Here is a 20,414-nt window from a genome sequence, read left to right on the forward strand (position 1 = left end):
GGCCGTGTAATGTATCCCCTGCGCGTCACCCCCCGGGGAGATCGCGCAGGCCCCCTTAGCTCAGTCGGCAGAGCGTCTCCATGGTAAGGAGAAGGTCTACGGTTCGATTCCGTAAGGGGGCTCAGAGGGTCCGGCTGGACCCGCCACGGCGGTGTAGCTCAGATGGTAGAGCAAGCGGCTCATAATCGCTGTGTCGCCGGTTCAAGTCCGGCCACCGCTACTCTCGTCCACCGGGCCAGCTCCCGGCGGTCGGTGGGATGGGCGCCACTGGCGCCCACTTTGCATGTCCGCGCCGTCAGCGCGTAGGCTGATGCGCCGTAGTTGTTACCCGTAGCGAGGAAGGCACTCCGCCGTGGCGAAGGCGACCGATGTCCGGCCGAAGATCACTTTGGCGTGTGTGGAGTGCAAGGAGCGCAACTACATCACGCGCAAGAACCGTCGTAACGACCCCGACCGCATCGAGCTGAAGAAGTTCTGCCCGCGGGACGGCAAGCACACGGTCCACCGCGAGACCCGCTGACCCACGGCCGGCACCGCCGGCCCGGTCCTCAGGCACTACTTCCCGATCGCCGGTCCGTAGGGACGGCGCGGCTCCGGCCGCCGCCGACCGTACGGATCGGCGATCGGCGTTTGCGTGTAGGTTCGCGGCATGTCCCTGGACCCGTCCTTCGTCGGCCGGACGTATCCGCCGACCGCCCCCTACCAGGTGGGCCGAGAAAAGATCCGCGAGTTCGCCACGGCGATCGGCGCCGCCGATCCGGCCCACCACGACCCGGAGGCCGCCCGCGCGCTCGGCCACCCGGACGTGGTCGCCCCGCCGACCTTCCCCATCGTGCTCACGATGGCGGCCAACCAGCAGATCATCGACGACCCGGCCCTCGGCGTCGACTACAGCCGCGTCGTCCACGGCGACCAGCGCTTCGCCTACACCCGGCCGGTGGTGGCGGGGGACGAGCTGGTCTGCGTCAGCGTCATCGACGACGTCAGCAGCCGTGGCGGGCACGGCTTCCTGACCACCCGCACCGAGGTCGCCACCCCGGCCGGCGAACCGGTCGTGACCGTCTGGTCGAAGCTCGTCGTACGCGGGGAGGGCTGAGATGGAGCTGCCAGCCAGGACGTTCCGGGTGACGCGCGCGGACCTGGTCCGCTACGCCGGCGCCTCGGGGGACTTCAACCCGATCCACTGGAACGACCGGACCGCCACGAAGGTGGGTCTGCCCGGCGTGATCGCCCACGGCATGTTCACCATGGCGCTGGTCGGCCGCGCGGTGGCGGAGTGGGCCGGGGCGCCCGACGCGATCGTCGACTACAACGTCCGCTTCACCCGGCCGGTGGTCGTACCGGACGACGACGAGGGCACCGAGATCGAGGTCACGGCCGTGGTCCGGGAGGTCACCGAGGACGGCCTGACCAGGCTCGACGTGACCGCCGTCTGCCGGGGGGAGAAGGTGCTCTCGCAGGCTCGCGCGACCGTCCGGACGGCCCGCTGACCAGGCTTGCGACGCGCGAGGGGCAGACCGGTTGGGAAAGTGGTGCCGCTACCCGTACACTGGTCCGCCGTGGGGCAAGTAACCCCTGCACGGTCGTGCATGACCGGGCAGGGTGAGCATTGCCGCACAGGGGTGTAGCTCAATTGGCAGAGCAGCGGTCTCCAAAACCGCAGGCTGCAGGTTCAAGTCCTGTCACCCCTGCGCCTCAGGCCTGACCGTTCCCGTGGGTCGCGCCGCCGTATGGCGGCGTCCGGCCCGTGGTGGTGGCATTGGTGGGGTGGCCCCGAGGCATTCGGGCCCGCCCGGCTGATCCGCCGGCCGCGGCCCGTCGCGGGACGGTTGGCCCGGCCGGCGTGACCAAACGCCGCGCACGCCCGACAGCGTGCGACCCGACATCCCGCGACGGAGGGCGAAGTGGCCGACAAGAAGCGGCGCGGCGAGGACGCCGGCGACGACCGTCTGCACGACGAGGTCGTCGACGACGTGGCCGACGACGACGCCACCGACGCCGAGGAGCCGGTATCCCGGGGCGGCACCGCGACGCGCTCGCGGGCGAAGGCGGATTCGGCGGACAGCAAGCCGAAGACCAAGGCGGAAACCGACCGGGTCGGTCTGTTCGGCCGCATCGCCCGATTCATCCGCGAGGTCGTGGCGGAACTGCGTAAGGTCATCTGGCCGACCCGCAAGGAGCTGCTGACCTACACGGCTGTGGTGGTCGCCTTCGTCGCGGTGATGCTGACGATCGTGGCCGGCCTTGACTTCGCCTTCGCGAAGGGCGTGCTGTGGGTCTTCGGCAACCCCAGCTGACCGGCCGACTGAGCCGATAGTGACGGAAGTGAGCGAGCGTGCCTGAGTACGACGAGACCGCCGAGACCACGGACGAGCAGTCCACGGTGGCGACGGCGGCTGGTGACGAGTCGGTCGAGGCCGCCAGCGAGCCGGAGTTCCCCACCACCGAGCCCGCGCCGGACGAGGACTACGACCCGGTAGCCGAGCTGCGGCAGAAGCTGCGCTACGCGCCGGGCGACTGGTACGTGGTGCACTCGTACGCCGGCTACGAGAACAAGGTCAAGACCAACCTCGAGACCCGGATCACGAGCCTCGACATGGAGGACTACATCTACCAGGTCGAGGTGCCGACCCGGGAAGAGGTGGAGGTCAAGAACGGGAAGCGGTCGCAGATCCAGGCCAAGGTCTTCCCGGGCTACATCCTGGTCCGGATGGAGCTGACCGCCGAGTCCTACTCCTGCGTGCGCAACACGCCGGGTGTCACCGGCTTCGTGGGCGCGACGGACCGGGCCGACCGCCCGGCCCCGCTCTCCCTCGACGAGGTGCTGAAGTGGCTGGCACCTGCCGTCGAGACCGAGCAGAAGAAGGCCAAGCCCGAGATCAAGGTCCTCGACTTCGAGGTCGGCGACTCGGTCACCGTCACCGACGGCGCCTTCGCCTCGCTGCCGGCGACGATCAGTGAGATCAACGCCGACCAGCAGAAGCTCAAGGTGCTGGTGTCGATCTTCGGTCGCGAGACGCCGGTGGAGCTGAACTTCAACCAGGTCGCCAAGATCTGACGTCGGGAGCGCCGGCGGTGGGCAGCGGCCCGCCGCCGGCGTACCTGTTCCGCCCCCCTCCGCCCGACCTCGGCGGAGGCGGCGGCGGGACGCTGCGCTACTCTAGAACGTCGCCGCTGTCGCATCGCGCTGACCGTGCGCGCCTGCGGCCGGCACCTTTCCCAGTTCCAAGCCCCAGGAAGAGACATGCCTCCGAAGAAGAAGCTCGTCAAGACTTTCACGCTTCAGCTGAAGGCGGGCCAGGCAACGCCGGCGCCGCCGGTCGGCCCCGCGCTCGGCCAGCACGGCGTGAACATCATGGAGTTCTGCAAGTCCTACAACGCGCAGACCGAGTCCCAGCGGGGCGACATCGTCCCCGCCGAGATCAGCGTCTACGAGGACCGCAGCTTCACCTTCGTCCTGAAGACCCCGCCCGCCGCCCGGCTGCTGCTCAAGGCCGCCGGGGTGGAGAAGGGCTCGGGCGTCCCGCAGAAGGACAAGGTCGGCTCGGTGTCGCAGGCCCAGGTGCGTGAGATCGCCGAGAAGAAGATGGTCGACCTCAACGCCAACGACATTGACCAGGCTGCGAAGATCATCGCCGGCACCGCCCGGTCGATGGGCATCGTCGTCAACGACTGACCTCGGTCACCGCCAGATCCAGTTCGTGGGAGGGCGCGCGGGAAGTCGCGGCCCGCCATAGACCACAGGAGTACGTAGAAAATGCAGCGCAGCAAGAGCTACCGCAAGGCCGCCGAGGTCATCGACCGGTCGAAGCTCTACACCCCCGCCGAGGCCGTGAAGCTGGCCAAGGACACCACCTCCGCCAAGTTCGACGCCACGGTCGAGGTCGCCATGCGCCTCGGCGTCGACCCCCGCAAGGCGGACCAGATGGTCCGTGGCGTGGTCAACCTGCCGCACGGCACCGGTAAGACCGCCCGCGTGATCGTCTTCGCCGCCGGTGCGAAGGCCGAGGAGGCCGTCGCCGCCGGTGCGGACGAGGTGGGCACCGACGAGCTGGTCGCCCGGATCCAGGGCGGTTGGCTCGACTTCGACGCGGCGATCGCCACGCCGGACCAGATGGCCAAGATCGGCCGGATCGCGCGGATCCTGGGCCCGCGCGGTCTCATGCCGAACCCGAAGACCGGCACGGTGACCATGGACGTCACCAAGGCCGTCTCGGACATCAAGGGCGGTAAGATCACCTTCCGGGTGGACAAGCACTCCAACCTGCACCTGATCATCGGCAAGGCCTCGTTCTCCGAGACCCAGCTGATCGACAACTACGCGGCGGTCCTCGACGAGGTCCTGCGGGCCAAGCCGTCCGCCGCGAAGGGCAAGTACCTCAAGAAGGTCACCCTCACCACCACCATGGGCCCGGGCGTCCCGGTCGACCCCAACGTGGTGAAGAACCTGCAGGAGGCTCCGGCCGAGGCCTGAGCATCCGTACCCGTGACGGGGCGTCGCCACCTTGTGGCGGCGCCCCGTTCCGTGTCGGTTGTGGCATGCTCGGCCGGTGCGCCTGGAGAACGTCTGGCTGCGCTACCGGCGGCGGGGCCCGTGGGTGCTGCGGGAAGCCGCGGTGCGGGTCGGCCCCGGTGAGGTCGTGGTCGTCCTCGGCCGCAACGGCGTGGGCAAGTCGACCCTGCTCCAGGTGGCGGCCGGGGTGCTGCGGCCGAGCCGGGGGCGGGTCACCGGTCGACCCCGGCACGTCGGGTGGGTCCCGGAGCGCTTCCCGGCCGACCAACCCTTCACCGTCGAGCACTACCTGACCGCCATGGGCCGTGTCGCCGGCCTCGACCCGGCGGCCGCCGGCCACGCGGTCGACCACTGGACCTCCCGGCTGGGCCTGTCCGGGTTCCGCCGGGTCCGCCTGCCGGAACTGTCCAAGGGCACCGCCCAGAAGGTCGGCCTGGCCCAGGCGATGCTGCGTCCGCCCGGCCTGCTGGTGCTCGACGAGCCGTGGGAGGGCCTCGACGCCGCGACCCGGGACCTCGTACCCGAGGTGATCGACGAGGTGGCGGCGGCGGGCGGTTCGGTGCTGGTCAGCGACCACCGGGGCGAGATCGCCCGGCTGCCGGGTGCCCGCCGGTGGACGGTGGCGGACGGCACGGTCACCGAGGCTGCCCCGTCGGCGGAGGCGGCGCTGGCGGTGGTCGAGGTCGCGGTCCCGGCGGCGCGGGTCGACGGCACCGTCGCCCGGCTGCGCGCCGAGGGGCACCGGATCCTTCGCGTACGCCGGCCCGCCGGAGCCGGCGTGGTCGCCCCGGACGACGCCGAGGGGCCGCTGACGGGGACCGTGGACCCCGCCGCGCCGCCCGCCGCCCGGGCGCCGGAGGCCACGGGCGGGACCACCGGAGGGCCGCCGTGACCGCACTGCTCCGGCTGCGGCTGGCGGGCTTCCTGCGTACGGGACGGGCGCTGGCCCCGCTGCTGGCCGGCCTGGTGGCTCTCGGCGTCCTCTACGGCGGCGGCCGGGCACAGCCGGGGGAGGCGTACGGCGTCTCGGCGGTGGTGCTCTTCCCGGTGCTCGCCTGGCAGACCAAGGTGCTGCTGGACGTCGAGCCGGACGTGCAGCGCCGGCTGGCGCAGGCGCTCGTCGGGGTGCGCCGGGAGCGCCTGGCCGGGCTGCTGGCGGCCGGCGTGGCCGGGCTCGGCATGGTGGCCGTCGCGCTGGTCTTCCCGTGGCTGGTGGGCGGGGTCGCCGGCCCGGAGGGGCCGGGCGACCGGTCGGTGCCGGTGGGGATCGCCGTCGGGCTGTGGGTGCACCTGCTGGCCGTACCCGCAGCGGTGGCGCTCGGGGCGCTGGCCAGCCGCGCCTGCACGGGTAGTGCCGGCTACGGCGTCGCGGTGCTTGCGCTCGGCGGGGTCGGCACGGTCGCCCTCGGCCTGAGTGGCTCGGTGGCGCCGTGGCTGGCGCCGCCGGTGATGGCCACCGCGCGGGCCGCCGCCGACGGCCTGGCCGCGTCCACGGTGGGCCTGCTCACCGCCTGGGCCGTGGCCTGGAGCGCGGTGGCCGCAGCGGCGTACCTGTGGCGGCGGCGCCACCGGCCCTGACCGTCGGCCCCTCGGTGCGGGGGAGTGACCCGGCCCACCGGGGGGCGATTTGGTGGTCACGGGATGCCTCGCGTAACCTTGGCCGCGAAGTTCCACCCAGAGACCGCTGGTCACCGTGCCCCGGCACGGTCGAAGGTCCCGCGACTACGGGCGACCCGCGCAGGGCGGTAAGCGAAAATCGGTGCTGAACATGGTCCGCCGACCGTGTCCGTGCGCCGGCCCTCGCCCCGTGCGCCCTGCGCCGGGGCCTTTCTCGTTGTCGTGGCACCTGCGCCCCCGTCGAAAGCTCCGGCCGACGACGGTGACCGGCCTCGAGTAACGAGAGAGGAGGGACATGGCGGACAAGCCGATCCGGGCCGACAAGGCCACGGCCGTCGCTGAGCTGACCGAGAGCTTCCGCAACGCGGGTGCCACGGTGCTGACCGAGTACCGCGGTCTGACGGTTTCCCAGCTCACCCAGCTGCGGCGCTCGCTCGGCAAGGAGACCAGCTACACCGTCGCGAAGAACACGCTCGCGAAGCGTGCCGCGACCGACGCTGGTATCTCCGGCCTCGACGAGATGTTCTCCGGTCCTACCGCGCTGACTTTCGTTTCGGGCGACGTCGTCGAGGCGGCGAAGGGGCTTCGCGACTTCGCGAAGGCCAACCCGAAGCTCGTCATCAAGGGCGGTGTCTTCGAGGGCAAGGCCATTACCGCGGCCGAGGTCACGAAGCTCGCCGACCTGGAGTCCCGTGAGGTGCTGCTGGCCAAGCTGGCCGGCGCGATGAAGGGCAACCTGAGCAAGGCCGCGGCCCTGTTCCAGGCCCCGCTGTCGAAGACCGCCCGTCTGGCGGCTGCCCTGCAGGACAAGCGCGAGAAGGAGGGCGCCGAGGCGGCCTGAGGCCCCGCGGCGCACCCAGTTCTTACCTAACAGATTCAGGAAAGGACGCCAGACATGGCGAAGCTCAGCACCGACGAGCTGCTCGACGCGTTCAAGGAGATGACGCTGATCGAGCTCTCCGAGTTCGTGAAGCAGTTCGAGGAGACCTTCGAGGTCACCGCGGCCGCTCCGGTCGCCGTCGCCGGCCCGGCCGGCCCGGCCGCCGCCGCTCCGGTCGAGGAGGAGAAGGACGAGTTCGACGTCATCCTCGAGGCTGACGGCGGCAAGAAGATCCAGGTCATCAAGGTCGTGCGCGAGCTGACCGGCCTGGGCCTCAAGGAGGCCAAGGACCTGGTCGAGGCCGCTCCGAAGGCCGTCCTGGAGAAGGCCAACAAGGAGACCGCCGAGAAGGCGAAGACCAAGCTCGAGGGCGAGGGCGCCAAGGTCACCCTCAAGTGACCTGACGTACCACCAGGCGCGTGCCCCGGCTCGGTGAGCCGGGGCACACCGCGTCGCGGCGGGCGGTGATCCGACACTGGATCGCCGCCCGCCTTCGTGGTGGATCCGGCGACAGGTGCGGTGAGCAGGGCGTCGACGCGTCGCGACGGTCGGCGACCGCGGCCCGGGGGTAGCCCGTCGGTGGGAAAGAAGCGGCGACCCGGATGCCGGGCCTTGACGCGGCCCCGGGCTGACAGGCACGCTGACACAGCAAGACCTTCCGCGCTTGCAACGGCCACCACTTGGGTAATGGCAGCGGCGACACCATCGGCCGCGGCACCCGAGCGGCCCGGCAGGAACGTCGCGTTCCGAGCGGCCCGGTTCGACCCCGGTTCAGGGGTCCCGAGGCACGTTCCGCGACGACCTGCGGGTTGGGCTGGACAGCGGTTAGCCTCTCGGCTACACTGCTAGTTTGCGCTGCCTTCCGACTTGACCCCTGCTCGGAAATGTCCGTTTACGGATATTTCTGGTGGGGTCATTGGAGTGCACGCGTACCAGCCGTTCTGCAGCACCGGTCCTCGGAAGGACGCATCTTGGCAGCTTCCCGCCCTGCGAAGACCAGTCGTACGTCGAGCGCATTCGCTCCCCGCCGAGTTTCATTCGGCAGGATCACCGAACACCTCGAGGTCCCCAACCTCCTCGCCATCCAGAACGAGTCCTTCGACTGGCTCGTCGGCAACGAGGCTTGGCAGGGCCGGTCGGCGGACGACCCGCACGCACGCTCGGGTCTCGCGGAGATCCTCGACGAGATCAGTCCCATTGAGGACTTCTCCGGCACCATGTCGCTCTCCTTCTCGGCTCCGCGCTTCGACGAGGTCAAGGCCTCGATCGAGGAGTGCAAGGAGAAGGACCTGACCTACTGCGCCCCGCTCTTCGTGACCGCGGAGTTCACCAACAACACCACCGGCGAGATCAAGAGCCAGACGGTGTTCATGGGTGACTTCCCGATGATGACGCCGAAGGGCACCTTCATCATCAACGGCACCGAGCGCGTCGTGGTCAGCCAGCTCGTCCGGTCCCCGGGCGTCTACTTCGACAAGCAGCCGGACAAGACCTCCGACCGCGACCTCACCAGCGTCAAGGTCATTCCCAGCCGGGGCGCCTGGCTGGAGTTCGACATCGACAAGCGCGACACGGTCGGCGTCCGCATCGACCGCAAGCGCCGGCAGGCCGTCACCGTCCTGCTCAAGGCCGTCGGTTGGTCGGCCGAGCGCATCCGCGAGCGGTTCGGCTGGTCCGAGCTGATGATGACCACGCTCGAGAAGGACCACATCGCCGGCGCGGACGAGGCGTTGCTCGACATCTACCGGAAGCTCCGCCCTGGCGAGCCGCCGACCCGCGAGAACGCCCAGACCCTGCTCGACAACCTCTTCTTCAACCCGAAGCGGTACGACGTCGCCAAGGTCGGTCGTTACAAGTTCAACAAGAAGCTCGAGCTGGAGGTGCCGATCACGACCGGCACCCTGACCGAGGACGACATCGTCGCCACCGTGGAGTACCTCTGCCGGCTGCACGCCGGTGAGGACGGCTACGAGGCCGACGACATCGACCACTTCGGCAACCGGCGCCTGCGTACCGTGGGTGAGCTGATCCAGAACCAGGTCCGGGTCGGTCTGTCCCGGATGGAGCGGGTCGTCCGTGAGCGGATGACCACCCAGGACGTCGAGGCGATCACGCCGCAGACCCTGATCAACATCCGTCCCGTGGTGGCGGCGATCAAGGAGTTCTTCGGCACGTCGCAGCTGTCCCAGTTCATGGACCAGACCAACCCGCTGGCGGGCCTGACCCACCGGCGCCGGCTGAGCGCGCTCGGCCCGGGTGGTCTGTCCCGGGAGCGGGCCGGCTTCGAGGTCCGCGACGTGCACCCGTCCCACTACGGCCGGATGTGCCCGATCGAGACGCCGGAAGGCCCGAACATCGGTCTGATCGGCGCGCTGTCCACCTTCGCCCGGGTCAACCCGTTCGGCTTCATCGAGACGCCGTACCGGAAGGTCGTCGACGGTCGGGTCACCGACCAGATCGACTACCTGACCGCGGACGAGGAGGACCGGTTCGTCAAGGCGCAGGCCAACGCGCCGCTGAAGGCCGACGGCACGTTCGCCGAGGACCGGGTCCTGTGCCGCCGTAAGGGCGGCGAGACCGAGGACGTGGTGCCGAGCGCCGTCGACTACATGGACGTGTCGCCGCGGCAGATGACCTCGGTCGCCACCGCGATGATCCCGTTCCTCGAGCACGACGACGCCAACCGGGCGCTGATGGGCGCGAACATGCAGCGCCAGGCGGTGCCGCTGGTCAAGGCCGAGTCCCCGCTCGTCGGCACCGGCATGGAATACCGTGCCGCGGTCGACGCCGGTGACGTGGTCGTCGCCGAGGTCGGCGGCGTCATCGAGGACCTCTGCGCCGACTACATCACGATCCACCAGGACGACGGCCACCGCCGCACGTACCTGCTGCACAAGTTCCGCCGCTCCAACGCCGGCTCCTGCGTCAACCAGAAGCCGGTCGTCTTCGAGGGCGACCGCGTCGAGGCCGGCCAGGTCATCGCCGACGGTCCGTGCACCGACGAGGGCGAGATGGCGCTCGGGCGCAACCTGCTCGTGGCGTTCATGTGCTGGGAGGGCCACAACTACGAGGACGCGATCATCCTGTCGCAGCGCCTCGTGCAGCAGGACGTGCTCACCTCGATCCACATCGAGGAGCACGAGGTCGACGCCCGGGACACCAAGCTGGGCCCGGAGGAGATCACCCGCGACATCCCGAACGTCAGCGAGGAGATGCTCGCCGACCTCGACGAGCGCGGCATCATCCGGATCGGCGCCGAGGTCGTCCCCGGCGACATCCTGGTCGGCAAGGTCACGCCCAAGGGCGAGACCGAGCTGACCCCGGAGGAGCGGCTGCTCCGCGCGATCTTCGGTGAGAAGGCGCGCGAGGTCCGTGACACCTCGCTGAAGGTGCCGCACGGCGAGACCGGCACGGTCATCGGCGTGCGTACCTTCTCCCGCGAGGACGGCGACGAGCTGCCGCCGGGCGTCAACGAGCTGGTCCGGGTCTACGTCGCCCAGAAGCGGAAGATCCAGGACGGCGACAAGCTCGCCGGCCGGCACGGCAACAAGGGCGTCATCTCCAAGATCCTGCCGATCGAGGACATGCCGTTCCTGGAGGACGGCACGCCCGTCGACATCGTGCTCAACCCGCTGGGTGTGCCGTCCCGGATGAACATCGGCCAGGTGCTGGAGACGCACCTCGGCTGGGTGGCGAAGACGGGCTGGAGCGTCGACGGCGATGACGCCGAGTGGAAGCGCCAGCTGCGCTCCATCGAGGCGCACGAGTCGGAGCCGGACACCAACGTGGCCACGCCGGTCTTCGACGGTGCCCGCGAGGAGGAGATCTCCGGCCTGCTGGCGTCGACCCTGCCCAACCGGGACGGCAAGCAGCTGATCGGTTCCACCGGCAAGGCGCAGCTGTTCGACGGCCGCTCCGGCGAGCCGCTGCCGGACCCGATCGCGGTCGGCTACATCTACATCCTGAAGCTCAACCACCTGGTCGACGACAAGATCCACGCCCGGTCGACGGGTCCGTACTCGATGATCACGCAGCAGCCGCTGGGTGGTAAGGCGCAGTTCGGTGGCCAGCGCTTCGGCGAGATGGAGTGCTGGGCGATGCAGGCGTACGGCGCCGCGTACGCCCTGCAGGAGCTGTTGACGATCAAGTCCGACGACGTCCTCGGCCGGGTCAAGGTCTACGAGGCCATCGTCAAGGGCGAGAACATCCCGGAGCCGGGCATCCCCGAGTCGTTCAAGGTGCTGCTCAAGGAGCTGCAGTCGCTGTGCCTCAACGTCGAGGTGCTGTCCAGCGACGGCGTGGCCCTGGAGATGCGCGAGACCGACGACGAGGTGTTCCGCGCCGCGGAGGAGCTGGGCATCGACCTGTCCCGGCGCGAGCCGAGCTCGGTCGAAGAGGTCTGAGGTGAGCGGTCGGGGGCCGGCTCGCCGGCTCCCGACCCCACCCACTAGCTAGCAGTACAGACGACGACATAGGGGACATAGTGCTCGACGTCAACTTCTTCGACGAGCTGCGCATCGGCCTCGCCACCGCCGACGACATCCGTCAGTGGTCGCACGGTGAGGTCAAGAAGCCTGAGACGATCAACTACCGCACCCTGAAGCCGGAAAAGGACGGGCTCTTCTGCGAGAAGATCTTCGGTCCGCAGCGGGACTGGGAGTGCTACTGCGGTAAGTACAAGCGGGTCCGGTTCAAGGGCATCATCTGCGAGCGCTGCGGCGTCGAGGTGACGCGGTCGAAGGTCCGCCGCGAGCGGATGGGCCACATCGAGCTCGCCGCGCCGGTGACCCACATCTGGTACTTCAAGGGCGTGCCGAGCCGGCTGGGCTACCTGCTGGACCTCGCCCCCAAGGACCTCGAAAAGATCATCTACTTCGCCTCGTACGTCGTGACGAGCGTGGACGCCGAGTCGCGTCACCGTGACCTCTCGACGATCGAGAACGAGATCCTGGCCGAGAAGCGGCAGGCCGAGAACAGCCGCGACTCGGAGATCGAGAAGCGGGCCACCAAGCTCGAGGCCGACCTGGCCGAGCTGGAGGCCGAGGGTGCCAAGGCGGACGTCCGGCGCAAGGTCAAGGAGGGCGGAGAGCGCGAGATGCGCCAGATCCGCGACCGGGCCCAGCGCGAGATCGACCGCCTGGACGAGGTGCTGGACACCTTCCGCAAGCTGGAGCCGAAGCAGCTCGTCACCGACGAACTGCTCTACCGCGAGCTGCGGGACCGGTTCGGCGAGTACTTCACCGGCGGCATGGGCGCCGAGGCCATCAAGGCGCTGGTCCAGAACATGGACCTCGACGCCGAGGCCGAGAACCTGCGCGAGACCATCCGCTCCGGCAAGGGCCAGCGGAAGATCCGGGCGCTCAAGCGGCTCAAGGTCGTCGCGGCGTTCCTGAACACCCGCAACTCGCCGCTCGGCATGGTGCTGGACTGCGTGCCGGTCATCCCGCCGGACCTGCGCCCGATGGTGCAGCTCGACGGTGGCCGCTTCGCGACCTCCGACCTGAACGACCTGTACCGCCGCGTGATCAACCGGAACAACCGCCTCAAGCGGCTGATCGACCTCGGCGCGCCCGAGATCATCGTCAACAACGAGAAGCGGATGCTCCAGGAGGCCGTCGACGCGCTGTTCGACAACGGCCGCCGCGGCCGGCCGGTCACCGGGCCGGGCAACCGCCCGCTGAAGTCGCTCTCCGACATGCTCAAGGGCAAGCAGGGCCGGTTCCGGCAGAACCTGCTGGGCAAGCGCGTCGACTACTCCGGCCGTTCGGTCATCGTCGTCGGCCCGAAGCTGAAGCTGCACCAGTGCGGCCTGCCCAAGCAGATGGCGCTGGAGCTGTTCAAGCCGTTCGTGATGAAGCGGCTGGTCGACCTCAACCACGCGCAGAACATCAAGTCCGCCAAGCGGATGGTCGAGCGGCAGCGCCCGGTCGTCTGGGACGTGCTCGAAGAGGTCATCGGCGAGCACCCGGTCCTGCTGAACCGGGCGCCGACCCTGCACCGCCTGGGCATCCAGGCCTTCGAGCCGCAGCTCGTCGAGGGCAAGGCCATCCAGATCCACCCGCTGGTCTGCACCGCGTTCAACGCCGACTTCGACGGTGACCAGATGGCGGTGCACGTGCCGCTGTCCGCCGAGGCCCAGGCCGAGGCGCGGATCCTGATGCTGTCGTCGAACAACATTCTCAAGCCGGCCGACGGCAAGCCCGTCACCATGCCCACCCAGGACATGGTCATCGGCCTCTACCACCTCACCCACCGCACGGCGGGCGAGAAGGGCGAGGGCCGGGCGTTCAGCTCGGACGCCGAGGCGCGGATGGCGTACGACAACGGCGACCTGCACCTGCAGGCCCCGGTGAAGATCCGCCTGCGGGGCGTGGTCGGGGTCGACAACGGTGCCGGCGCCGAGGCGTGGACCGCCCCGGAGGGCTGGGTCGAGGGCGAGCCGCTGACCGTCGAGACGACCCTCGGTCGGGTGCTGTTCAACGAGACGCTGCCGCAGGGCTACCGCTTCGTGAACTACGAGATCCGCAAGGGTCAGCTCTCCGCGATCGTCAACGACCTCGCCGAGCGCTTCCCCAAGGTGGCGCTGGCCGCCACCCTGGACGGGCTCAAGGAGGCCGGCTTCCACTGGGCCACCTGGTCCGGCGTGACGATCGGCATGGAGGACGTCATCGCCCCGCCGCGCAAGCGGGAGATCCTGGAGCGGTACGAGAAGGAAGCCGACCAGATCGACAAGCAGTACCAGCGCGGTCTGATGACCCCGGAGGAGCGTCGCGGCGAGCTCATCCAGATCTGGACCAAGGCGACCAACGAGGTCGCCAAGGAGATGGACACCGCTCTGCCGCAGGAGAACCCGCTGTGGAAGATGATCAATTCGGGTGCTCGCGGTAACCTCCTCCAGCTCCGGCAGATCGCGGCGATCCGTGGTCTGGTAGCCAACCCGAAGGGCGAGATCATCCCGCGGCCGATCAAGGCCAGCTACCGGGAGGGTCTGTCCGTGCTGGAGTACTTCATCTCCACGCACGGTGCCCGTAAGGGTCTCGCGGACACCGCCCTGCGTACCGCCGACTCGGGTTACCTGACCCGTCGTCTGGTGGACGTCTCGCAGGACGTCATCATCCGCGAGGAGGACTGCGGCACCGACCGCGCCATCCCGATGCAGATCGGCGAGCGGATCGACGGCAAGCTGGTCGTGCACGAGCACGCCGAGACCAGCGTGCACGCGCGGACGCTGGCCGACGACATCAAGGGGCCGGACGGCGTCGTCGTCGCCGAGCGGGGTCAGGACATCAACTCGATCCTGGTCGACAAGATCGTCGCCGCCGGGACGGAGACGGTCCGGGTGCGCAGCGTGCTCACCTGCGAGTCGAAGCTGGGCGTCTGCGGTGCGTGCTACGGCCGCTCGCTGCCGACCGGCAAGACCGTGGACGTCGGCGAGGCGGTCGGCATCATCGCCGCCCAGTCGATCGGTGAGCCGGGTACGCAGCTGACGATGCGTACCTTCCACACCGGTGGCGTCGCGGGTGAGGACATCACCCAGGGTCTGCCCCGTGTCCAGGAGATCTTCGAGGCCCGGGTCCCGAAGGGCAAGGCGCCCATCGCCGACACCCCGGGTCGGATCCGGATCGAGGACGGCGAGCGCTCGCGGAAGATCATCGTGGTGCCGGACGACGGCAGCGACGAGATCGTCTACGACAAGATCTCCAAGCGGGTCCGGCTGCGGACCCACGACGGCGGTCACGTCGCGGTCGGCGAGAAGCTGACCGAGGGCACCATCGACCCGCACGAGCTGCTGCGGATCATGGGTCCGCGGGCGGTCCAGGTCCACCTGACCAGTGAGGTCCAGGAGGTCTACCGCTCGCAGGGTGTGCTCATCCACGACAAGCACATCGAGATCATCATCCGCCAGATGCTCAAGCGGGTGACGGTCATCGACTCCGGCTCGACCGAGTTCCTGCCGGGCGTGCTGGTCGACCGGGCGCTGTTCGAGTCGGAGAACCGCCGGCTCGTCTCCGAGGGCGGCGAGCCCGCCGCCGGCCGTCCGGTGCTGATGGGTATCACCAAGGCCTCGCTGGCCACCGACTCCTGGCTCTCGGCGGCCTCCTTCCAGGAGACCACCCGGGTGCTGACCGACGCGGCGATCAACTCGCGCAGCGACTCGCTCGTCGGCCTCAAGGAGAACGTGATCATCGGTAAGCTCATCCCGGCCGGTACGGGCATCAGCAAGTACCGCAACGTCCGGGTCGAGCCGACCGAGGAGGCGAAGGCCAAGGTCTACTCGATGACCGGCTACCCGGAGACCGACTACGGCTTCGGGCCGGCCAGCGGCCAGGCGGTTCCGCTGGACGACTTCGACTTCGGGTCGTACCGCTAAGCAGCACGATCGACGAGGCCCCCGGCACGCGCCGGGGGCCTCGCCGTGTCCCGGGGCCGGGGTGGCCCGTGCGGGCGCCGCGGCGGAGCGGACCGGGGCATGATGGGGAGCATGACGACCGCACCCGGGCAGGCGCCCGTCGCCCAGCCGGGGCTGCCCCGCCATCCGCTCGACCCGGACCCGGCCCGGGCCACAAAGGCGCGGGCGGTCTTCGCGCTCGGCCTGATCGGCGCGCTGACCGGCCTGTTCATCGGCGGCGTGGTGCCGGCCACGGTGGCGCTCCAGCTGGCCCGCCAGGCGCGCCGGGAGGCGTACGCCTCGGGGGGTTTCCTGACCGGCTCCGCCTGGCTGCGGCGGGGGGAGCGGCTGGCCTGGACGGGCCTGGTGCTCGTCGCCGTCAGCGTGGTGGCCGCGGTGGTGCTCGGGGTGGTCCGGCTCGCCGACACGCCCTACGGGCAGGACTTCGCACCGAACATGGACTGACCGCCCGCCCGAGGGGAACGGGTCTCGCGCCGGACGCGGGCCGTCGGGCCGGCGGCGGTAGCCTGGCCCGGTGTCCGTCGCGCGGCGGTGGACGCCGAGACGTCGACAGGAGGACCCGTGACGGAACCGGCGCGCTACCCGGGCGGCGAGCCCGTGGCGCACCCCGCCGCGAATCCGGACGCCCCGCCCGGCGGGACGCAGTGGGCGCGACCCGACGCGGGCACGCCGTCCGGCGCGCCGGGGTACCCGCCGCCGATGGCGCCCATGAACGTCCCGTCCGGGGGAGGGGACGCGGGCCCGCCGCCGGCGTCGCCCTGGGGCGCCCCGCCCGGGGCGGGGGTCCCGGGCCCGTCGTGGGCGTCCCCGGGGGGCGCCTCGCCCGCGGCAGCGGGCCCGTCGCCGGCGCCGGGCTGGGGTCCGGGCCCGGTCGCCCCGCCCCCGCCGCCGCGCGAGGCCGCCCGGCCGCCGAAGCGGGTCGACCCGGTCGCGGGCACGTCCTTCGGCGTGGTGCACCTCGACGTGCCGCCGGTCACCTCCGGCCTGGCCGTGGGTTCGCTGGTGGCCGGGATCGTCTCGACGCTGGTCGCGCTGCTCGTGATCTGTGTCGGCGCGGTCGGCGGCGTGGGCGGCGCCTGGGCGGCCGGCGCCTTCACGGTGCTGGGCGTCCTGGCCGGCGCGGGCGCCGTCGTGGCCGGCCTGCTGGGGATGCGGCAGATCCGGCGCCCGGCCGCCCCGCCGGCGGTCCGGTTCACCGGGCGGGGCCTGGCGGTGGCCGGCGTCAGCTGTGGCGGGGCGGGGCTGCTGCTCAGCCTGCTCGGCATGGGGCTGGCGTTGCTTTTGACGCTCGGGTGACGCCCGTGCCCGCCCGTGGGGCGTGACGGCGGCCGTGACGGGGTCGACGGGCCGGTCCGCGCGGAAGCCGGTACACTTGGGTCCGTAGGTGCCCACCACGGGCGGGTAGGCGCGACGGGTTCGATCGGCAGGCGGTGGACGCTCCGCAGGCCGCTCCGTTTTGACCTGTGCGGTTGTGGTAGGTACTCTTTCCCCTTGTGCCCGGGCCAGCCCGGGCAACTCGTGCGTGCGCTGGATCCGGTGAGCCGGAGATCGCGTGGGAGCACGACAAAGCCAAAGATCCGGCGCGCGGCCTGCCGTGCGCCGGTGCAAGACCCCGTCGACCACGTGCGAGCGTCGGCGGCGGGGCCGTGAGCTGGGCGACACGCCCGACCGCGGGTGCCGGGACCATCGCGAGGTGGCCCTGGTCGGAATGTAGGAGAGTCGACCATCTGGTCGGCTACGGCAGACGGTGCGGCCGCCACCAGGCGGTCGAAGGGAGCGGAGAAACCCGGTGCCCACGATCCAGCAGCTGGTCCGAAAGGGCCGCCAGGCTAAGACGAGTAAGACCAAGACCCCGGCGCTGAAGGGTTCCCCTCAGCGGCGCGGCGTGTGCACCCGCGTGTACACCACCACCCCGAAGAAGCCGAACTCGGCGCTGCGCAAGGTCGCTCGTGTCAAGCTCAGCAGCCAGATCGAGGTGACCGCCTACATCCCGGGCGTCGGCCACAACCTGCAGGAGCACTCGATCGTGCTCGTCCGCGGCGGCCGGGTGAAGGACCTCCCCGGCGTGCGTTACAAGATCGTCCGCGGCTCGCTGGACACCCAGGGTGTCCGCAACCGCAAGCAGGCGCGCAGCCGTTACGGCGCGAAGAAGGAGAAGAGCTGACATGCCGCGTAAGGGACCCGCTCCGCGGAAGCCGCTGGTCGCTGACCCGGTGTACAACTCGCCGCTGGTCACCCAGTTGGTGAACAAGATCCTCCTGCGCGGTAAGCGTCAGCTCGCCGAGCGCATCGTCTACGCCGCCCTCGAGGGCTGCCGTGAGAAGTCCGGCACCGACCCGGTCGTCACCCTCAAGCGGGCGATGGACAACGTCAAGCCGACCCTCGAGGTGCGTAGCCGCCGCGTCGGTGGCGCCACCTACCAGGTCCCGGTCGAGGTCCGCCCCGCCCGGGCGACCACCCTGGGCCTGCGCTGGCTGGTGACCTACTCCCGCGCCCGTCGCGAGAAGACCATGATCGAGCGGCTGATGAACGAGCTGCTGGACGCGAGCAACGGCCTCGGTGCCGCCGTCAAGCGGCGCGAGGACACGCACAAGATGGCCGAGTCCAACAAGGCCTTCGCGCACTACCGCTGGTAACACCCTGGTTCCGGCGCCCGCGAGGGCGCCGGAACCGCCACCAGTTGTGTCGAGACGACGATAAGTAGGGATTGAAGTGGCCGCCGCAGACGCGCTCGCCAACGTACGCAACATCGGCATCATGGCCCACATCGATGCCGGTAAGACCACCACCACCGAGCGGATCCTGTTCTACACCGGCATCACGTACAAGATCGGTGAGGTCCACGAGGGCGGTGCCGTCATGGACTGGATGGAGCAGGAGCAGGAGCGTGGTATCACCATCACCTCCGCTGCTACCAAGTGTGAGTGGAAGGGCCACACGATCCAGATCATCGACACGCCCGGCCACGTCGACTTCACGGTCGAGGTCGAGCGGTCGCTGCGGGTGCTGGACGGCGCGGTCGCGGTCTACGACGGTGTCGCCGGCGTGGAGCCGCAGACGGAGAACGTCTGGCGGCAGGCGGACAAGTACAACGTCCCCCGGATGTGCTTCGTCAACAAGCTCGACCGGACCGGTGCCGACTTCTTCCGCTGCGTGCAGATGATGATCGACCGGCTCAACGCCACCCCGCTGGTCCTCCAGATCCCGATCGGCGCCGAGTCCGACTTCATCGGCGTGGTCGACCTGGTCGAGATGCGGGCCCTCACCTGGCGCGGCGAGACGCAGAAGGGTGAGGACTACGCGATCGAGGAGATCCCGGCCGACCTCGCCGACTCCGCCGCGGAGTGGCGCGAGAAGCTGGTGGAGACCCTGGCCGACGTCGACGACGCGGTGATGGAGAAGTACCTGGAGGGCGAGGAGATCTCCGTCGAGGAGATGAAGGACGCCATCCGTCGGGCCACCATCGCCGGCAAGGCCAACCCGGTCCTCACCGGCACCGCCTTCAAGAACAAGGGCATCCAGCCGATGCTGGACGCGGTCATCGCGTACCTGCCGTCGCCGCTGGACATCCCGGCGATCGAGGGTACGGCCACCGACGGCGAGACCCCGCTGCTGCGCAAGCCGTCGAAGTCGGAGCCCTTCTCGGGCCTCGCCTTCAAGATCCAGACGGACAAGCACCTCGGCAAGCTCACCTACGTGCGGATCTACTCCGGCACGCTCGAGTCCGGCTCCCAGGTGGTCAACTCCACCAAGGACCGCAAGGAGCGGATTGGCAAGATCTACCAGATGCACGCCAACAAGCGGGAAGAGCGCAGCTCGGCCCAGGCTGGCGACATCATCGCGGTGCAGGGTCTCAAGCAGACCACCACCGGTGACACGCTGTGCGACCCGGCGAACCCGGTCATCCTGGAGTCGATGACCTTCCCGGAGCCGGTCATCGAGGTCGCCATCGAGCCGAAGACCAAGGCCGACCAGGAGAAGCTCAGCACCGCCATCCAGCGGCTGGCCGAGGAGGACCCGACCTTCCGCGTCAAGCTGGACGACCAGACCGGTCAGACGGTCATCTCCGGCATGGGCGAGCTGCACCTGGACATCCTGGTCGACCGGATGCGCCGCGAGTTCAACGTCGAGGCCAACATCGGCAAGCCGCAGGTGGCGTACCGCGAGACCATCCGCCGCAAGGTGGACAAGGTCGAGTACACCCACAAGAAGCAGACCGGTGGTTCCGGCCAGTACGCCCGGGTGATCATCAGCCTGGAGCCGCTGCCGCTGGGCAACGACGCCCCGACCTACGAGTTCGCCAACGCCGTCACCGGTGGCCGCATCCCCCGGGAGTTCATCCCGTCGGTGGACGCGGGCGCGCAGGACGCCATGCAGTACGGCATCCTCGCCGGCTTCCCGCTGGTGGGTGTCAAGCTCACCCTGCTGGACGGCCAGTACCACGAGGTCGACTCGTCGGAAATGGCATTCAAGATCGCCGGCTCGATGGTGATGAAGGAGGCGGCCCGCAAGGCCGACCCCGCGCTCCTCGAGCCGATGATGGCCGTTGAGGTCACCACTCCTGAGGAGAACATGGGTGACGTCATCGGCGACCTCAACTCCCGCCGCGGCATCATCCAGGCGATGGAGGAGCGCAGCGGCGCCCGCGTCGTCAAGGCTCTGGTGCCGTTGTCGGAGATGTTCGGCTACGTCGGCGACCTGCGGTCGAAGACCCAGGGCCGGGCTAGCTACAGCATGCAGTTCGACTCCTACGCCGAGGTTCCGTCCTCGGTCGCGAAGGAGATCATCGCCAAGGCGACGGGTGAGTGACCCTCACCTGACGTGATCGATGATCCGGGGCGGTCGCGGGAGGGTGCTCCCGCCCGCGACCACCTCGGTCGGAACGCGTGAGACCGGGCCTGTAGGCTTCATCGCCGCAGAACCCACCAAAGCTCTCCGGCCGTCAGGCCGGAAAGGCTGTCGACAGAGTCCTAAGCGCCGACCGGCGCGCCGGG

18 protein-coding genes and 3 tRNA genes are annotated in these 20,414 nt (G+C 69.8%); all 21 read left to right on the forward strand.

Annotated elements, in window-relative coordinates; all coding sequences use genetic code 11:
- Positions 1-49: 49 nt before the first annotated feature.
- The 21 genes from EV374_RS00920 to fusA all read left to right on the forward strand — a co-directional run bounded on the left by EV374_RS00920 (position 50) and on the right by fusA (position 20,229).
- Positions 50-122: transfer RNA gene (locus EV374_RS00920), tRNA-Thr, on the forward strand.
- Positions 123-147: 25 nt separating this feature from the next.
- Positions 148-220 (forward strand) — tRNA-Met (locus tag EV374_RS00925).
- A 132-nt stretch (positions 221-352) separates the two neighbouring features.
- Positions 353-520, forward strand: a complete 168-nt coding sequence (gene rpmG / locus EV374_RS00930) for a 50S ribosomal protein L33 (protein ID WP_013288652.1) — start codon at positions 353-355, stop codon at positions 518-520.
- Between the two features lie 129 nt (positions 521-649).
- On the forward strand, positions 650-1,096 hold the full coding sequence (locus EV374_RS00935; protein ID WP_121399901.1) for a MaoC family dehydratase N-terminal domain-containing protein: 447 nt from the start codon (positions 650-652) through the stop codon (positions 1,094-1,096).
- A 1-nt stretch (position 1,097) separates the two neighbouring features.
- Complete coding sequence (locus EV374_RS00940) at positions 1,098-1,490, forward strand: MaoC family dehydratase (protein ID WP_132230891.1); 393 nt, start codon at positions 1,098-1,100, stop codon at positions 1,488-1,490.
- A 128-nt stretch (positions 1,491-1,618) separates the two neighbouring features.
- A tRNA-Trp gene (locus tag EV374_RS00945) sits at positions 1,619-1,691 on the forward strand.
- Between the two features lie 213 nt (positions 1,692-1,904).
- Positions 1,905-2,297 carry a preprotein translocase subunit SecE gene (secE, locus tag EV374_RS00950; RefSeq protein WP_088998337.1) on the forward strand — a complete coding sequence of 131 codons (393 nt, stop codon included), beginning with the start codon at positions 1,905-1,907 and terminating at the stop codon, positions 2,295-2,297.
- A 38-nt stretch (positions 2,298-2,335) separates the two neighbouring features.
- Positions 2,336-3,058 (forward strand): transcription termination/antitermination protein NusG, encoded by a 723-nt coding sequence (gene nusG, locus EV374_RS00955; protein WP_088998338.1) that lies wholly within the window; start codon positions 2,336-2,338, stop codon positions 3,056-3,058.
- A gap of 186 nt (positions 3,059-3,244) precedes the next feature.
- Positions 3,245-3,676 carry a 50S ribosomal protein L11 gene (rplK, locus tag EV374_RS00960; RefSeq protein WP_132230892.1) on the forward strand — a complete coding sequence of 144 codons (432 nt, stop codon included), beginning with the start codon at positions 3,245-3,247 and terminating at the stop codon, positions 3,674-3,676.
- An 81-nt stretch (positions 3,677-3,757) separates the two neighbouring features.
- Positions 3,758-4,474 (forward strand): 50S ribosomal protein L1, encoded by a 717-nt coding sequence (rplA, locus tag EV374_RS00965; RefSeq protein WP_132230893.1) that lies wholly within the window; start codon positions 3,758-3,760, stop codon positions 4,472-4,474.
- A 76-nt stretch (positions 4,475-4,550) separates the two neighbouring features.
- Positions 4,551-5,405: an ABC transporter ATP-binding protein gene (locus tag EV374_RS00970; RefSeq protein WP_132230894.1), complete on the forward strand. Its 855-nt coding sequence runs from the start codon at positions 4,551-4,553 to the stop codon at positions 5,403-5,405.
- A complete protein-coding gene (locus EV374_RS00975) occupies positions 5,402-6,091 on the forward strand; it encodes a hypothetical protein (protein WP_132230895.1) in 690 nt (229 codons plus the stop codon). Before EV374_RS00970 ends, EV374_RS00975 begins: the two co-directional genes overlap by 4 nt.
- A gap of 334 nt (positions 6,092-6,425) precedes the next feature.
- A complete protein-coding gene (gene rplJ / locus EV374_RS00980; RefSeq protein WP_132230896.1) occupies positions 6,426-6,971 on the forward strand; it encodes a 50S ribosomal protein L10 in 546 nt (181 codons plus the stop codon).
- Positions 6,972-7,025: 54 nt separating this feature from the next.
- Positions 7,026-7,409: a 50S ribosomal protein L7/L12 gene (gene rplL / locus EV374_RS00985; protein ID WP_132230897.1), complete on the forward strand. Its 384-nt coding sequence runs from the start codon at positions 7,026-7,028 to the stop codon at positions 7,407-7,409.
- A 572-nt stretch (positions 7,410-7,981) separates the two neighbouring features.
- Positions 7,982-11,413, forward strand: coding sequence for a DNA-directed RNA polymerase subunit beta (rpoB, locus tag EV374_RS00990; protein WP_132230898.1), 3,432 nt, complete (start codon positions 7,982-7,984; stop codon positions 11,411-11,413).
- 80 nt (positions 11,414-11,493) lie between these two features.
- On the forward strand, positions 11,494-15,381 hold the full coding sequence (locus EV374_RS00995) for a DNA-directed RNA polymerase subunit beta' (protein ID WP_132230899.1): 3,888 nt from the start codon (positions 11,494-11,496) through the stop codon (positions 15,379-15,381).
- Between the two features lie 111 nt (positions 15,382-15,492).
- Complete coding sequence (locus EV374_RS01000; protein ID WP_132230900.1) at positions 15,493-15,864, forward strand: hypothetical protein; 372 nt, start codon at positions 15,493-15,495, stop codon at positions 15,862-15,864.
- A 504-nt stretch (positions 15,865-16,368) separates the two neighbouring features.
- Entirely contained in the window at positions 16,369-16,716 is a 348-nt protein-coding gene (locus EV374_RS01005) for a hypothetical protein (protein ID WP_132231317.1), read from the forward strand.
- Positions 16,717-17,209: 493 nt separating this feature from the next.
- Positions 17,210-17,584, forward strand: a complete 375-nt coding sequence (gene rpsL / locus EV374_RS01010) for a 30S ribosomal protein S12 (protein WP_014440718.1) — start codon at positions 17,210-17,212, stop codon at positions 17,582-17,584.
- Between the two features lies 1 nt (position 17,585).
- Positions 17,586-18,056 carry a 30S ribosomal protein S7 gene (gene rpsG, locus EV374_RS01015; protein ID WP_077938296.1) on the forward strand — a complete coding sequence of 157 codons (471 nt, stop codon included), beginning with the start codon at positions 17,586-17,588 and terminating at the stop codon, positions 18,054-18,056.
- A 76-nt stretch (positions 18,057-18,132) separates the two neighbouring features.
- On the forward strand, positions 18,133-20,229 hold the full coding sequence (gene fusA, locus EV374_RS01020) for an elongation factor G (RefSeq protein ID WP_132230901.1): 2,097 nt from the start codon (positions 18,133-18,135) through the stop codon (positions 20,227-20,229).
- The last annotated feature ends 185 nt before the right edge of the window (positions 20,230-20,414 follow it).

It is taken from the genome of Micromonospora sp. CNZ303 (assembly GCF_004345505.1).

Bases quoted from the DNA above. Each gene is read 5' to 3' on its own strand.
- EV374_RS00935 (WP_121399901.1), top strand. From the start codon at position 650: ATGTCCCTGGACCCGTCCTTCGTCGGCCGGACGTATCCGCCGACCGCC.
- rpsG (WP_077938296.1), top strand. From the start codon at position 17,586: ATGCCGCGTAAGGGACCCGCTCCGCGGAAGCCGCTGGTCGCTGACCCG.
- rplL (WP_132230897.1), top strand. From the start codon at position 7,026: ATGGCGAAGCTCAGCACCGACGAGCTGCTCGACGCGTTCAAGGAGATG.
- rplA (WP_132230893.1), top strand. From the start codon at position 3,758: ATGCAGCGCAGCAAGAGCTACCGCAAGGCCGCCGAGGTCATCGACCGG.
- rplJ (WP_132230896.1), top strand. From the start codon at position 6,426: ATGGCGGACAAGCCGATCCGGGCCGACAAGGCCACGGCCGTCGCTGAG.
- EV374_RS01000 (WP_132230900.1), top strand. From the start codon at position 15,493: ATGACGACCGCACCCGGGCAGGCGCCCGTCGCCCAGCCGGGGCTGCCC.
- rplK (WP_132230892.1), top strand. From the start codon at position 3,245: ATGCCTCCGAAGAAGAAGCTCGTCAAGACTTTCACGCTTCAGCTGAAG.
- EV374_RS00940 (WP_132230891.1), top strand. From the start codon at position 1,098: ATGGAGCTGCCAGCCAGGACGTTCCGGGTGACGCGCGCGGACCTGGTC.